Source organism: Glutamicibacter sp. FBE19 (assembly GCF_015524875.1).
GTDB lineage: Bacteria > Actinomycetota > Actinomycetes > Actinomycetales > Micrococcaceae > Glutamicibacter > Glutamicibacter halophytocola.
In genome coordinates this window covers 298,940-313,130 of sequence record NZ_JACKQN010000001.1, presented here as the reverse complement: position 1 = coordinate 313,130, position 14,191 = coordinate 298,940, and the positions used below count along the sequence as shown (strand labels likewise).

The following is a 14,191-nucleotide window of genomic DNA, read 5'->3' as shown; positions in this document are numbered from 1 at the left end:
ATCGTTCATCGAGCTGGGCCTAGACAGAGGTGGTCTGCACTAATCCCTGCGCGCAAGCAACTGCCCACATGCCTCGCGGGGCGGTTCCCTGGAACTCGTGTACTTGATCAATTCCAAAAATCTTGAGTGCTGCGGCGTATCTGGCGCTGAGTTCCTTGTTCCCGCAGATGGTCACGCCCGGGAACGCGGTGCCCCGCTCCATGCCAAGGACCGAACGGATCTCGGCGCCAATCATGAGCCCCGATAGATAGTCGCTGACCTCGGTTTTTTCCAAGCCGCCGGTCAAGACCAAGGTCCGGGCGGAGAACGCTGTCAACATCAGATCCGCTGAGCCGGCCGGTGACTGGGCTATCCGCACTCCGCGTTCAAAGGCATTCCAATCCACTGCATCCGTGGGCTCGATGAGCTTGGACAGGATGGACTTGGAACTAAGCAATGCGTAGGTCTCCCCCGTCATGGACGTAGAGAACCCCGTAATCGTCCGCCCGCTGACCTTGACCCACTTGGAGTGCGTGCCTGGAAGCAAAAACAATTGCTCGTCCGCTTCCTGCAGCGCGTTGCCGCCAAGTTCCACCGCTCCCAGGATCTGAGTTTCTTCTCCCCTCATGACATCGGGAAGTTCTTTGCGGTCCAGGACGCCGGGAATGATGTGCATGAGTCGATTTGGTGCAATCTGGACAGTTGCCATTGCGTAGTCCGGGTCAGCCAGGTTTGCTGGCACTGGCCGGTACTCCGCTTCCACCCAGCCCTGCTGGCTGCCCACCATGCCGCAGGCGATGACCGGGATGGATTCGAAGCGCTCCAGCCAGTCGCCGCATAATTCTGCCAGCGCCTTTTCGAAGGCCCCGGCCAGCGGCAACGACTCCGCTTTGGCCTTTGCTGCCACGTCCATGATTCCCAGCGAGGAGTTGCGTTCCGCCACGGTGTCTCCGTCGCGGCCCATGAGATAGGCACGCGCGGATGTGGTTCCCCAGTCCAAGGCAATCAACTGGGCTTCGGCGATGTTTGTCATAACTCCTGTTTCCATTTGGCGGTCCGCACATCAACTCATCGATGTGCTCCCCTTCACATGTGAATAGTGACGGAGCTATCCCAATAGTTCAAAAGGCGTTGTATATAGTGGGATGGAAGGAACTAATCAATTTTTTGCCAAAGGGGCGCATCATGGCCAATGAATCTGAAATAAATACAGGTGAAACAGCAGATGCTCCCCCGCCCGGGACACTCACCCTGGCACGCGGGCTGGACATTCTGCGCGCCGTCGGCCGCGGGGCCACCAACTTGAATGAAGTCGCGGCCGCGGCTGATATCGGCAAGAGCGCGGCGCAGCGCATGGTGAAGCTCCTGGTGCAGCGCGGATTCCTGCGCAGCACCCACGGCACGGACTTCAGCTTGGGCCCGGCGCTAATCGAGCTGGGATTCCACGCCCTGTACCAGAGCCCGGTTCCGGTGATCGCCAAGCCCATCCTCGAGGAGCTCGCCCGCAAATACCAAGACACGGTCCACCTCGCGGTGGAAGACGAAGCCCAGGTGTTGTACGTGGACAAGGTTCCCGGAACACGCGGTGCGCAGATGCGTTCGCGGGTGGGTCAGCGCATGCCGCTGAGCCGCACCGGCATCGGCAAGGCGCTGCTGCTCGATGATGCCGAGCGCTGGGAATCCACCTTTGATGCGGAGTCCCCGGTGGAACAAGCCTCGGACCAAACCAAGGAAGCCTTCCTGGCCCGGATGAAAACCTACGCGCGCGAAGGCATCGCACTGGACCTGGAAGACAATGAACCGGGCATCCGCTGTGTCGCCGCGCCGATCCGCGATGGCAGCGGGAAGATCATCGCCGCCATCAGCATGTCCGCCACCAACCCGTATATGCCCGATGAACGAATGAAGGCGCTCAAATCAGTGATGGGTTCCACGGCAGCGCAGATATCGCGCAAGCTCGGCTACTCAGGCAAGACCTTCTAGGCCAGGGCCCGCTCACGGGGTGAAGCGGTACCCCATTCCCAGTTCGGTCAGTAAATACCCAAGGGCACGGCGCGCAACAACCAGGCATTCGAAATCGGGTTGGAGATGCTGCTGACGACCCTGCGAGCAAGGCTCCAGGAATACCAGAAGGGATAGCCCACACCTGCACCCCGAGGTCTTCCTACTCGTGTGATTCGATGACTTCGGCGAGCTCCTTGAAACCCAATCGCCGCGCATTCTCCAGTGCTGTGCGCCCCTGCGGGTCGGTGATCTGCGGATCCGCTCCGGCTTCCAACAGCAGCCTGGCTACTTCCTGCTGGTTCGGACCTCCGTCATTGAGCAGGACCGCTTCCTGCAGGGCGGTCAAGCCTGGATCATTAACGTGGTTCAAAGGGACTCCGGCGTCGATGAGGATCTTGACGGTCTGAATATGCCCGTGCTCGCTGGCCGGGATCAGCGCCGTCCCGCCATAGCGGTTCAGGCTCTTCACGTCCGCGCCGTTCTCCAGGGTGAGCTCCAGGATCTCGTTGAATCCCTCGGCCCCGGCATAGAGGAAGGCCGAATCCTCCAGGGAGTCCTTGGCATTGACGTTGCCACCGGCGGCAATCAGATCCCGCACCAGTTCCACGTCGTTGTCCTTGGCTGCGCGGATCAGCCGCTGATCCAGTTCTTCCTGCTCTCCGGCGCCAAGACCTGATTCCGGTGCCGGCGTAGCCGTGGGTTGCGCTTCGGGGACTGCCATGGAGCACCCAGCCAGAACAGCCATACCCGAAAGCATCAGCACACCCATAGCCACAGCCCGCCTGACCAGGCCCGGAGCCTTGATCCGCGTGGCAGTTGGCAGGTCCTGGTTCTTGTTCATGAGCACTCCTCGCTCGGGATCACCGGCTCTCCGGAGATTGGCATCTTCCCATCATCCAGCACAGCCTCTGTTGCGTGCATCAGCCGATAAGCAGGGAAAACCATCCGGAAGGCGGAGCCCGATTCCCGTGGCAAGTTCTACCATGGGAGGGCATCATCACTTCGACAAAGGCTCCCGCCATCACTACCGCTACCGCTTCCCCGAAGTCCCTGCTGGCATCCCGCCGCGGCATTGATGCCGTAGTGCATCTCGGCTTTGCCGTGCTCATGGTCACCGCGCTGATCCGCTATGTCCTGCGGCACGACCCGGCCGAGAACCTGTGGATCATGGTGCTTGCCGGTGTGGTTTGCGCCCTCTATCTGGTCACTGCGCTCTTGGCCAACCGCGAGCACACCCGCAGCCCGTGGGTGACCGTGCTGGTGGCAACGTCCTCGGTCCTGGTGCTGCTCGCACCCAGCTTTGCCTGGTGCTCCTTCGGGCTGTTCTTCCTCTGCCGCAAGTCGCTGCAGGGGATCGCTGGCTACCTGGCCGGCGGGCTGACCATCCTGGCGGCCGCATTGAGCTGGTTCATCTTCAGCGGCGGCACCGACATCGTGATGCTGCTCGGGCCGCTGGCCATTGGAGCCATGCTCACCGTGGTCTTCGCCCAGATGGAACAGGACGCGGCCGAGCAGCGCAGGCTGAACGAGGAGATTTCCAGCGCGCAGCTGAAGCTCGCGGCCAGCGAGCGCCGCGCCGGAACCATCGCCGAGCGTGAACGCGTGGCCCGGGAAATCCACGACACCGTCACCCAATCCCTGGCCAGCAGTATTCTGCTCCTGGAAGCAGCCCACCGGAAGTGGCCCGCTGAAACCGCACAGGACGAGGTCCGGCATGCTGGCGACTTGATCAGGAACAATCTCTCGGAGACCCGGCGGCTGGTCCATGATCTGACATCTCCCGCCGTGGACACTGGTCCGCTGCCCGAAGTGCTCCGCGACGCCGCGGCCGCCTACGTCCCCCACGTCCAGCTGCATGTGGTGGGTACCGCGCGCGAGGTGCCGCCCGAGGTTCGCCATGCCCTGCTGCGCGTGGTGCAAAGCGCCGCGGCCAACGTAAAGCTGCATGCCATGGCAGAGCAGGCCACCGTCACTATCGGTTTCCTCCAGGAGACCGTCACGCTGGACATCCACGACAACGGCCGGGGCTTCGACCCTGAACAGACCAGTGCACCTTCTGAGTCGGGAGGATACGGCTTGCGGGCCATGAAACAACGCGTGGAACAACTAGGTGGCGAATTCTCGGTAGAGAGCACCCCTGGTGCCGGCACCATTGTGGCCGCGCAAATCCCCAGCGAGGAGAACATCTCATGACAACAATTTCGGTACTCCTGGTCGATGACCATCTAGTGGTCCGCAGCGGACTCAAGGCGTTGCTGGACACCCAAGAGGACATCGAGGTCATCGCCGAGGCAGATTCCGGCGAGGCAGCCCTGCGAACCCTGGAACAGCTCACCCCAAAGGTGATTGTCATGGATCTGGCCATGGGCGCAGGCATGGACGGCATCGACGCAATCAAGGAAATCCACCGGCGCAACTCAGAGCAGGCCGTGCTGGTCTTCACCACCTATGACTCGGATGCGGATATCGTCCGCGCGGTGGATGCCGGCGCCATGGGCTACCTGCTCAAGGATGCGGCCCCGGAGGAGATTTTCACTGCGGTGCGCGGCGCGGCCCGTGGAAAGAGCGTCATGAGCGCGCCGGTGGCGTCCAAGCTCTTCCGCCGGCTGCGCAATCCGGATGAGGCGCTGACCCCTCGCGAGGCGGAACTGCTCAGCCTGCTGGTCGAGGGACTGGGCAACAAGGAGCTCAGCCAGCGCCTGTTCATCTCGGAGGCGACGGTCAAAACCCACTTGGCCCATATCTACGCCAAGCTGGGAGTCGAGACGCGGGTCGAAGCGATCACTACCGCGATTCGCCGTGAGGGAATGCGGTAGATAGCGGGTTGCATGCCTGAGCAGTCCCCTGTACTGGTGTACCCGGCCCTGTATTCTGATGCCATGTTCACAGTATTTATGATTAGCGGGATTACGCATGGCAACGCCTGACGTGCGCCCTGTCGGCGACTTGCCCAATGAGTTGGGGAAAACGGCTCCGCGAGCGCTCAAGCAGGCTGGCATCGACAGCCTCGTGAAGATTAGCGGCTGCACGGAGAAGGAGCTGCTCTCAATTCACGGAGTTGGCCCCAAGGCAATCAGGATCTTGCGTTCTGCGCTAGAGGAACAAGGATTGTCTTTTCGGAAACCCTAGTTGCCAGGATCGGCCATCCGATGGCGATTACAGTGCTGGGCACAACCCTGAATAGCCTGCAAAATATGGCAAGAAGTCCTGCGACAAGTCCATTTCTTGCTCACTAGGCGAGGATTTAGCGGTAATCCATCAGGCCAAGGAACGCAGCCAGATGGCTGATGTGCGCAGTTTTGGCCATCCGTAGCGTTGAAGCCATGAACATTTCCCCAGTTTCCCGCCGCATGGCCCTGTCCACCGTTGCCGTAGCGCTTGCTGCCGGCGCAGTATTCTCCGTGGCCCCAGCCAACGCGGCACCAGCACAGCACGGCTCGGTTTCCGCCAGTGCCTCCGCTTGCCAGAACCTGACTCCTTCGCAGACCTTGGCAGCCACCCCGTGGAAAACCACCGGTGCCGTTGACCAGGACGGCCGCCGGGTCGCCCTGGATAACCCGGCAGTCTCCAATTTTGTTGGCTGGGCCTACTTCAAGGCCGATGGAACCTACACCATGTACAACCTGGATGACAGCCCGAAGCTCAAGGGCGACTGGACCGTGAACGCCGAGGGCACCGAGCGCTGGATCAACGCCAAGAATGATTCAGGCGACGTGCTGTTCCAGCGAGTTGTGCCGATCATCGAGCTGAACAAGAACGTCTTCACCTATCGCGTGTTCCCTGACGCGGCAGATACCAGCGTCTACTACGACATCATCCACACCAAGACCAACCACGTTGAACCGGGCACCAACGCCCAGGGGCCAGGCGCCCACGGCCAAGCCAACCAGGGCAAGGGCGGCTACCACTTCAACAACGGCAACCAGCACTAGGCACAATCAAGGAAATGAAGCCAGGCGTCGCGGATAGCGGCCCTGGCTTCGTTGCTGCTGGTATTCCCGCGTACCGGTTCACGAGGGCCGCACAGATAGCTTGACGGCTCCAGACCTGGGAATAGAACTATCGTCCAACGTTGGACGATCCTGAAAGCGAATCCCCAAAGACCGCTAATGCCCACAGGACTCCCCCGAACCCCACCAACAACCAAAACCGTCCAACGTTGGACGATCCTGAAAGCGAATCCCCATAGGCCACTTATGCCCACGGGACTTCCACTACGCGTGGCACCTTCCGGATAGGAACATACAGGACGGAAATCCGGCCACTCGCCATTCCGCCGCTTACGGTGTGAAGCGGTACCCCATTCCCAATTCGGTCAGGAAATAGCGCGGATTCGAAGGCTCGGGTTCCAGCTTGGTGCGCAGCTGCGACATGTAGACCCGCAGGTAATTCGCTTCCTCGCCGTACTCCGGCCCCCAGACCGTGGTCAGCAGCTCGCTGCGCCCGATCAGCCGGTGCGGGTTGCTGGCCAGCACCTCCAGCACCCGCCATTCCAGGCGGGTCAGCCGCACCGCTTCGCCGTGGACAGTAGCCGAATGGCTGGACAGGTCGATGCGCAGCCGCCCATCCGAGGTTTCCACCACCGCCTGACCCGGGTCTGGAAGCGCACGGCGCAACGCGGCGCGCAAGCGCGCCAGCAACTCGTCCATGGCGAAGGGCTTGGTGACAAAATCATCGGCGCCGCGGTCCAGGGCATCAACCTTGCTATGCGATTCATGCCGGGCCGAGACGACGATAATCGGCACGCTCGACCAGCCGCGGATCCCGTCGATGACCTCTGAGCCGTCAAGATCCGGCAAGCCAAGATCCAGCAGGATCACGTCCGGATGTGCATCGGCGGCCAGCTGCAGGCATTGCAGCCCGGTCGCCGCGTGCAGCGCCCGATAGCCCCGGGCCTTGAGATTGACCAGCAGGGCGCGGGCGATCTGCGGGTCATCTTCCACGATCAGTACGGTGGCGCTCATGTTCTTTCCTCTGATATCGGCAGGGTGAAGACCATCGTGGCCCCACCTCCAGGGGTCTGCTCGGCATGGATCTGTCCTTCCATGCCCTCGGCCAGGCCCCGGGCCACGGCAAGGCCCAGTCCCAGCCCGGTGGCGTTATCCCGGTCCCCTTGGCGCTGGAAGGGCCGGAAGATCTGCTCGCGCTGGTCTTGCGGGACCCCTTGTCCGTGGTCGACCACCTGGATCTGGACCTCTGTTGGCGTCGGCACCGCGCGCAGCTGCAATGGATGCTCCCCGCCGTAGCGCATCGCGTTCTCCAGCAAATTGGCCAGAACACGGACCGCCAGCCCGTAGTCGCCGCTGACCTTGGGGCACCCCGGCGGTATCTGCACCTGCAAGTGGCCGGGGCGGATCTGCGCGGCCAGGTCCCGCACCGCGGAGGCGGCCAGGTCCTCGACCTGGATGGGGCTGCGATGCACCACCAATTCCCCGGCCTGGATCCGGCTCATGCTCAGCAGGTCCTCGATCCGCTCGCTGAGCTGGTCCGCCGATTCCTCGATGGTGGCCAGCAAATCCGCGGTGTCTTCTTCGCTGAGCACCACATCCTGCATGCGCAGGCTCGAGGCCGAGGCCTTGATCCCCGCCAGCGGGGTGCGCAAATCATGGGAAACCGCGGCCAGCAGGGCGGTGCGCATCGCGTTGCCGGCGGCCAGCTCCCGCGATTGCAGGCGCACCTCGGCGAGCTGCCGATGTTGCAGCACCGCGGCGATGCGCCCGGCAAAGGCCTCGAAGACCCCCTGGTCCGAGGCTTCCAGCGGAATCCCGTCGATGAGCAGCACATGCTCGGCATCCACGGACACGGTGTAGTCGCTGGCGCCGTCCTCAGTGGGCGCGGCTCCGGCCGTGGCCACGGTGCGCGGCGCTTTCGACCCGTCCTCGCCGCGGCGGGCCAGGGCGACCCCGCGCAGCGAATAGGAGCGGCGCAGCCATTCGAGCAGGGCCGTGACGCTCAGGCCCTCGCGGATCACCCCGCCGGAGAGCTCGAAGAGCATATCGGCCTGGTGCCTGGCCCGGCGCGCCTCGGCGGTGCGCCTCGCCTCGATATCCACCACCCGCGCCACCCCGGCCGCCACCAGCAGGAACAGCCCCAGGGCCACCACGTTGAACGGCTCGTGGATATGCCATTGCCCGGTGGGCGGAGTGAAGTACCAGTTCAGGATCGCGGTGCCCAGCAAGGTGGCGGTGACCGCGGGCCACCATCCGCCCAGCAGCGCCACGAACACCACCAGGGTCAGCTGGCACAGGAAGTTCAGGGTCAGCAGTTCTCCCTCGCTGCCGCTGAGCAGGAAGCCCGCGGCCAGCAGGGGCGGCCCGACGGCAGCCAGGATCCAGCCAGCCAGCCGGCGGCCTGCGCCCAGCGACTGGCGGGCGCGGACCCCGGCGCCATCCCCGGTGCCCGGCTTTTCCGGGCGCGCAATCAGCAGGATGCCAGGATCGCTGGCCCCATTGGCCTGCCGCAGCAGCTTGAAGGCCAGGCCCTCGCCGGAGGACTGTTGCCCGGCACCGGCCCTGGGCCCGCCGAGCACCAGGTGCGTGGCCTGGGTGCTCCTGGCGAATCCGAGCAGCGCCTCGGCGATGTCCTGGCCGAGCACCATATGCCAGGAGGCTCCTGCCTCTTCGGCCAGGGCGCGAAGCCGGGCCAGTTCGCCGTCCGGCTGCCGGGGATCGGCCGCGACGCCACGCTGCGGGACGTGCACGGCCAGCACCTCGGCCCCGGGCATCCGCGCGGCCTGATCGCAGGCCCGGCGCAGCAGCAGCTCGGACCCGGATCCCCCGGAGAGCGCCACGATCACCAGCGGCCTGGCTGGCTGCGGCGTAGTCGGCAGTTCCATGCTGCTCCTTAGCTTTCGGCACCTCATCTGCTACTCAGCGATCGTATCGGATCCGGGCGGTCAGCCAATGACCGGCTGCTCTTCGGGCAGCTTGAACAGCAGCCGCCGGCCGCGCAGGGCCAGCGCCGCGGCGGCCGAGACGATCCCGACACGGCCGATGAACATGAGGCTGATGATCACCCACTGGGCAGCGGTCGGCAGATCCGCGGTGATGCCCATGCTCACCCCGACCGTCGCGAAGGCTGAGACGGATTCGAACAGGACTTCTTCCGTCGAGTGATCGGTGAGGACCAGCAGCGCCAGCGTGCCGGCCACCACTGCGCCCAGCCCCAGCAGCGCCACGGACAGCGCCTGCCGCTGGATCGCCGAGCCGATGGCCCGGCGCCACACGGTGATCTGGTCGTGGCCGCGCGCCTCGCTCCATACCGCGAAGGCGAGCACCAGGAAGGTGCTGATCTTGATGCCGCCGGCGGTGCCCGCGCTGCCGCCGCCGATGAACATCAGCACTTCGGTCACCAGCAGGGTTTCGGGCGAGGCCTGGCCGTAGTCGATATTGTTGAACCCCGCGGTACGCGGAAAGACGCTCAGCCCGAGCACCCCCAATACCTTGCCTGATGGCGAGAGGCCGCCGAGGGTCTCGGAGCGGTTGAATTCGAACATTCCCAGCAGCAGCGCGCCGGCCGCCAGCAATCCCACCGTGCCCCACAGGGTCAGCAGGGTGTGCACCGACCAGCTCTTCTTCGGCCCATTGCGGCGCAGCAGCTCGTGGATCACCGGGAAACCCAATCCGCCCAGCACCACTGCAAGGCACAGCGGAACCATGATCCATGGATCGCTGGCGTGGCTGATCAGGCTGTCGCTGTAGAGCGCAAAGCCCGCATTGTTGAAGGCGGAAATCGAGTGGAAGATCCCGCCCCAGATCGCCGCGAGGGGATCGTGCGGATTGATCACCCAGAATCTGGCGGACAGCGCGATCGCCACCACTGATTCGACGGCAAAGGTGGTTTTGGCGACAAAGACCAGCACCCGGCGCACGTCTCCCAGGTTCATTGCCTGGGTTTCGGATGCGGCGATCAGCTGGGTGCGCAATCCCAGGTGCTTTCGCACCAGCAGCGCCAGCAGCGAGCTGAGGGTCATGATGCCAAAACCGCCCACCTGGATCAGCAGCAGGATGATTCCCTGGCCTACCGGGGTCCAGTAGGTGGGCGTGTTCACGGTGACCAGCCCGGTGACGCAGACAGCTGAGACCGCGGTGAATACCGCCGGCATGAACCCGCCGGCCCCGTCCTGCACCCGCGATACCGGAAGCAGCAGCAACAGGGTTCCCAGCGCGATGGCGGCCAGGAATCCCAGGGGCACCAGCCGGACCGGATTATTCACCAGGGTTTTCTGGGCGCGGCCAGCCAGCACCTTCAGCTGCTGGCCGGTGCGCGGGGAACGCGACAGATTCAATGACACGAGGCTGGCCACCTTCACGCAACGCGGAATGTCTGGGGCAGGAGCTTCGCGTGCCCCTGCACTATCCATTGCACGCCCCCGGCGCCCCGCCGGGCCCCGCGCTTAATGCCGTGTTAATGCCTCGTGGGCAAAACTTGATGGCGCTTTGACACGACGGCTGCAGGTGCTGGCGCTGCTAGGCGCCGGCCTTGCGGGTTCCCCGGTTCAGCAGGTAGATGAGGTAGATGCCACCCAGGCACACGGTGACCACGCCCACCGGCAGCTGCACCGGCGCGAACAGCCGCTGGGCCAGCAGGTCGCCGAAGGAGAGCAGGAACGCGCCGAACAGGGCCGTGGGCACCAGGTTCATTCCGCTGCTGCCCAGGATCCGGCGGGCCAGCTGCGGGGAGACCAGCGCGACAAAGGCCACCGGGCCGATCAAGGCAGTGACCGCCGAGGTCAGTGCCACGGCCAGCACGATCAGCAGCAGCTTGGCCCGTTCGATATTCAGCCCCAGAGACGCCGCCAGGTCATCGCCCATCTGCAGCAGCTGCAGCGGGCGGGCGCAGTACAGGAGCACCGCGGCAATCACCAGGACCACCGCTCCCACCGGCAGGACCCCGCTCCAGGACACGCCGTTGAGCGTGCCGGCGCCCCAGACGGCGGCGCTCATCGCGGTATCCAGGTCCGCGCGCAGCACCATGTACTGGTTGAATGAGGCCAGCACGGAGGAAATGCCGATGCCCACCAGGATCAGGCGGAAGCCGTGGGTGCCATTGCGCCACGCCAGCAAGTAGACGATCAGCGCGGTCAGCAGCCCTCCGGCCAGCGCGCCGGCCGTGGTGGCTGCGAAGCCGCCGCCGAAGATCGTGATGGCGATCAGCGCGCCGCTGTAGGCGCCGGTGGACAAGCCGATGATGTCCGGGGAGCCCAGCGGGTTGCGGGTCAGCGACTGGAACACCAGGCCGGAGAGGGCCAGCGCCGCGCCGAAGAGCAGCGCGGCCAGGGCGCGGGGCATGCGCCAGTCCCAGACAATCGTGGACTCCAGTCCTTCTCCGCCGCCGAAGAGGATCTGCACCACGCGCCAGGGCGAGATGTCGTATTCGCCGCCCGAAATGGCAAGCACGGTGATCACCGCGCAGGCCAGGGCCACCAGCACGGCCAGGCCGCGGGCACGCAGCTTGCGGCGCTGCCGGCGCGGCTTCGCGGTTTCGACGGCGCTCACAGGGCCACCGGCTTCCGGCCGCGGGCGATGGCCACCAGCAGCGGCGCGCCGATGGCAGCGCAGACCACCCCGGCCGGCAGCTCGCTGGGCAGCAGCACGCGCCCCAGCACATCGGCCAGCAGCAGGATCGAAGGGGCAATCAGCGCGGTGTAGGCCATGATCCATCCGGTGCTCGCTCCGGCCACCCGGCGCGCGGCATGCGGGGCCATGAGGCCCAGGAAGCCGATGGCGCCCACCGCGGAGGTCGCCGCGGCGGCCAGCAGGGTAATGGCGACCAGAACCAGCACCCGGGTGCGCCTGATGTCGATGCCCAGCCCCCGGGCGCTGTCCTCGCCCAGGGCCAGCGCATCCAGCGAGCGGGCGCTGCTGGCTGCGATCAGGATGCCGATGACGGTGCACACCAGCAGCGGCACCACGATGCCGCTGTTGCGGCCCTGCAGGTCGCCCACCGTCCAGGCGCGCAGCTGGTCGAAGGCTTCGGGGCGGACCAGCGACAGCGCCGTGCCCAGCCCGGAGAAGATCGCTCCCATGGCCACCCCGGAGAGCACCAGCCGGGAGGGATCCATGGCACCGCGCTGGGGCCGGCCGATCAGGTACACCAGGGCCGCGGTCAGCAGGGCGCCGGCAAAGGCGAAGAAGATGTAGTGGTTGTACTCCTGGATTCCGAGGAATCCGACGGCAATGACGATGGCCAGCGAGGCGCCGGCGTTCACGCCGAGGATCCCGGGCTCGGCCAGCGGGTTGCGGGTCATCGACTGCGAGAGCAGGCCGGCGATTCCCAGGGCCGCTCCGGCGAGGATGGCCAGCAGGGCGCGTGGCAGCCTTGATTCGAGCACCAGGGCCTTCTCGATTGATTCCTGCGGGTCCCAGAGCGCCAGCACAATCGAATGGACGCTCATCTGCCGGGACCCGATGGCCAGGGAGAGCACGGCAAGGCCCACTAGGAGCGCGGCAAAGAATGCCAGGCGGGCAATATGGGCCCCGGCCGATCCGGCCCGTTGGGGCCTGTCTGTTATTTCGCTGGTATTCACGCGGCTCGCTGGCATTCCCTTGCTCTTGGATTCTTCCAAAGACACTTTACCGTGGACGTAATTGCACGTTATAACCTTTGGCAACCCTTATTTGAATAAGGTAAATTGTTCATGTGAATTTCTTGAACACTCGCTTAGCCTTGCGTAAGGCCGTCGTCGGTGCCACCGTGACGATCATGATTGCCGTCACCGCTGGCTGCGGCGCTTCCTCCACTGCGGATTCGGAGGCCGGCAACAAGGACGTGGCCATTGGCGGCCAGCGCTTCGCCACCGCCGATGAGGAAACCGCAAAATTCGGAGCCGACCAGGACAAGGACGGCGTCTTCCCGCGCACCGTCACCCACGCCCGGGGCACCACCACCATCGAGAGCCAGCCGCAGCGCGTAGTGGTCCTCGACTCCGGCGAACTGGACCAGGTGCTGGCCCTTGGGATCAAGCCGGTGGGCATGGTCTCCAGCGACAGCGCCGATGCCGTTCCTGCCTACCTGGGGGACAAGGCCGAAGGCATCAAGAACGTCGGCACCATCAACGAGCTGAACCTCGAGGCCATTGCGGCCTTGAAGCCGGATCTGATCCTCGGTTCGCAGCTGCGCGCTGACAAGACCTACGACAAGCTGGCCCAAATCGCGCCAACCGTGTTCTCGGTGCGCCCGGGCTTCCCTTGGAAGGAAAACACCCTGCTTGTCGGCGCCGCCCTGGGCAAGCGCGAGGCCGCTGTCGACCTGCTGAACAAGTACCAGGATGCGGCAGAAGCCCTGGGCAAGGATATCGAGGGCGACCCCGAGATCTCCCTGCTTCGCTTCTCAGCCAAGTGGGTCCGCCTGTACGCGAACAAGTCGCTGATCGGCGTGATCATGAAGGATGTCGGGCTCAAGCGCCCGGCCAACCAGGACATCGAGGACCTCAAGGCCGAGATCTCCGCTGAGAATCTCACCGAGGCCGACGCCGACTGGATCTTCTACTCGTCCTATGGCGATCCGAAGGCCACCGGCGAGCAGGCGGCCATCGACGGCCCGCTCTGGGACAAGCTCGACGCCGTGAAGCAGGGGCATGCCATCCGCGTGGATGACGATGTCTGGTTCATGGGCCTGGGCCCGATCGGCGCCATGGAAATCCTCCAGGATCTGCGCGAGAACCTCGTCAAGTAGCCGCGCTTCATCCATCGCCGAATAATGCCCCGCCTTCCGGCGGGGCATTATTCGTTGCAGCCCCCATTGCTCGCAGGCTTCCCGGTGACTCCGATTCGGCAGGTCGGCGCTCCCGCCAGGCAACGATTTCTTAATGCTTTCTTAATGCCCCTTGGATCCTGCTTAATGCCGCCTTAATGCGCCAAATCCGGAACCAGCTTCGACACGCCACTCGTGTCCAAAAACACATCCGCGGCCGCCTGGAGCCTGCGGCGCCACGAGACCGCGATATCGACCGCCGGCTGGTCTTGATTATCGAGAATCAATCGCGCGTATTGACTTTATAAATTCAGGTCAAAGGAGGTTAGCGAGCCTAGAATCAATCCATTCCGGGTGAAGTCGCATCGATGCCCGGGTTGCCGCGAACAGGCCGCCCGCTTCGAAATGAACCATCGAATGCACTGGTCTGGGCCGCCCCGAAAGAATTCCCATTAAAGATGGTGCCAACCCTTGTCTTTGGGCGTACTGTACATCTTCGTGAACACAACGATTG

The 14,191-nt window shown here is 64.4% G+C and carries 12 protein-coding genes; 5 read left to right on the top strand and 7 right to left on the bottom strand.

What is annotated here, in order from left to right:
* Positions 1 to 19 precede the first annotated feature (19 nt).
* The gene (locus H6F58_RS01370; RefSeq protein ID WP_195180915.1) at positions 20 to 1,012 is read right to left on the bottom strand and encodes a 2-dehydro-3-deoxygalactonokinase; all 993 of its coding nucleotides are present in this window, start codon (positions 1,010 to 1,012) and stop codon (positions 20 to 22) included.
* A 152-nt stretch (positions 1,013 to 1,164) separates the two neighbouring features.
* Here H6F58_RS01370 and H6F58_RS01365 point away from each other — a divergent pair, with 152 nt between their 5' ends.
* On the top strand, positions 1,165 to 1,962 hold the full coding sequence (locus H6F58_RS01365) for an IclR family transcriptional regulator (protein ID WP_195180914.1): 798 nt from the start codon (positions 1,165 to 1,167) through the stop codon (positions 1,960 to 1,962).
* 181 nt (positions 1,963 to 2,143) lie between these two features.
* Here H6F58_RS01365 and H6F58_RS01360 read toward each other — a convergent pair whose 3' ends face one another.
* The gene (locus tag H6F58_RS01360) at positions 2,144 to 2,752 is read right to left on the bottom strand and encodes an ankyrin repeat domain-containing protein (RefSeq protein WP_195181115.1); all 609 of its coding nucleotides are present in this window, start codon (positions 2,750 to 2,752) and stop codon (positions 2,144 to 2,146) included.
* Positions 2,753 to 3,003: 251 nt separating this feature from the next.
* On the opposite strand from H6F58_RS01360, the gene H6F58_RS01355 reads away from it, so the two are divergent.
* From H6F58_RS01355 to H6F58_RS01345, 3 genes are all read left to right on the top strand, one after another.
* Positions 3,004 to 4,176: a sensor histidine kinase gene (locus H6F58_RS01355; protein WP_348536365.1), complete on the top strand. Its 1,173-nt coding sequence runs from the start codon at positions 3,004 to 3,006 to the stop codon at positions 4,174 to 4,176.
* Entirely contained in the window at positions 4,173 to 4,799 is a 627-nt protein-coding gene (locus H6F58_RS01350) for a response regulator transcription factor (RefSeq protein WP_060702896.1), read from the top strand. Before H6F58_RS01355 ends, H6F58_RS01350 begins: the two co-directional genes overlap by 4 nt.
* Before the next feature lie 507 nt (positions 4,800 to 5,306).
* Positions 5,307 to 5,915, top strand: a complete 609-nt coding sequence (locus H6F58_RS01345) for a DUF4822 domain-containing protein (RefSeq protein ID WP_206693379.1) — start codon at positions 5,307 to 5,309, stop codon at positions 5,913 to 5,915.
* A gap of 348 nt (positions 5,916 to 6,263) precedes the next feature.
* Here the strand turns inward: H6F58_RS01345 and H6F58_RS01340 are convergent, their stop codons facing one another.
* From H6F58_RS01340 to H6F58_RS01320, 5 genes are all read right to left on the bottom strand, one after another.
* The gene (locus tag H6F58_RS01340; protein WP_060702907.1) at positions 6,264 to 6,947 is read right to left on the bottom strand and encodes a response regulator; all 684 of its coding nucleotides are present in this window, start codon (positions 6,945 to 6,947) and stop codon (positions 6,264 to 6,266) included.
* A complete protein-coding gene (locus tag H6F58_RS01335; RefSeq protein ID WP_195180913.1) occupies positions 6,944 to 8,818 on the bottom strand; it encodes an ATP-binding protein in 1,875 nt (624 codons plus the stop codon). Before H6F58_RS01335 ends, H6F58_RS01340 begins: the two co-directional genes overlap by 4 nt.
* A 60-nt stretch (positions 8,819 to 8,878) precedes the next feature.
* On the bottom strand, positions 8,879 to 10,276 hold the full coding sequence (locus H6F58_RS01330) for a potassium transporter TrkG (RefSeq protein ID WP_348536355.1): 1,398 nt from the start codon (positions 10,274 to 10,276) through the stop codon (positions 8,879 to 8,881).
* 175 nt (positions 10,277 to 10,451) lie between these two features.
* Positions 10,452 to 11,480, bottom strand: a complete 1,029-nt coding sequence (locus tag H6F58_RS01325; RefSeq protein ID WP_195180911.1) for an iron chelate uptake ABC transporter family permease subunit — start codon at positions 11,478 to 11,480, stop codon at positions 10,452 to 10,454.
* Positions 11,477 to 12,511: an iron chelate uptake ABC transporter family permease subunit gene (locus H6F58_RS01320; RefSeq protein WP_348536354.1), complete on the bottom strand. Its 1,035-nt coding sequence runs from the start codon at positions 12,509 to 12,511 to the stop codon at positions 11,477 to 11,479. Before H6F58_RS01320 ends, H6F58_RS01325 begins: the two co-directional genes overlap by 4 nt.
* A 122-nt stretch (positions 12,512 to 12,633) precedes the next feature.
* On the opposite strand from H6F58_RS01320, the gene H6F58_RS01315 reads away from it, so the two are divergent.
* Positions 12,634 to 13,659, top strand: coding sequence for an iron-siderophore ABC transporter substrate-binding protein (locus H6F58_RS01315; RefSeq protein ID WP_348536353.1), 1,026 nt, complete (start codon positions 12,634 to 12,636; stop codon positions 13,657 to 13,659).
* The last annotated feature ends 532 nt before the right edge of the window (positions 13,660 to 14,191 follow it).

Excerpts from the sequence above, each read along its gene's own strand:
- H6F58_RS01365 (WP_195180914.1), top strand. The coding sequence starts at position 1,165 with ATGGCCAATGAATCTGAAATAAATACAGGTGAAACAGCAGATGCTCCC.
- H6F58_RS01345 (WP_206693379.1), top strand. The coding sequence starts at position 5,307 with ATGAACATTTCCCCAGTTTCCCGCCGCATGGCCCTGTCCACCGTTGCC.
- H6F58_RS01340 (WP_060702907.1), bottom strand. The coding sequence starts at position 6,947 with ATGAGCGCCACCGTACTGATCGTGGAAGATGACCCGCAGATCGCCCGC.
- H6F58_RS01370 (WP_195180915.1), bottom strand. The coding sequence starts at position 1,012 with ATGACAAACATCGCCGAAGCCCAGTTGATTGCCTTGGACTGGGGAACC.
- H6F58_RS01350 (WP_060702896.1), top strand. The coding sequence starts at position 4,173 with ATGACAACAATTTCGGTACTCCTGGTCGATGACCATCTAGTGGTCCGC.
- H6F58_RS01335 (WP_195180913.1), bottom strand. The coding sequence starts at position 8,818 with ATGGAACTGCCGACTACGCCGCAGCCAGCCAGGCCGCTGGTGATCGTG.
- H6F58_RS01360 (WP_195181115.1), bottom strand. The coding sequence starts at position 2,752 with ATGGGTGTGCTGATGCTTTCGGGTATGGCTGTTCTGGCTGGGTGCTCC.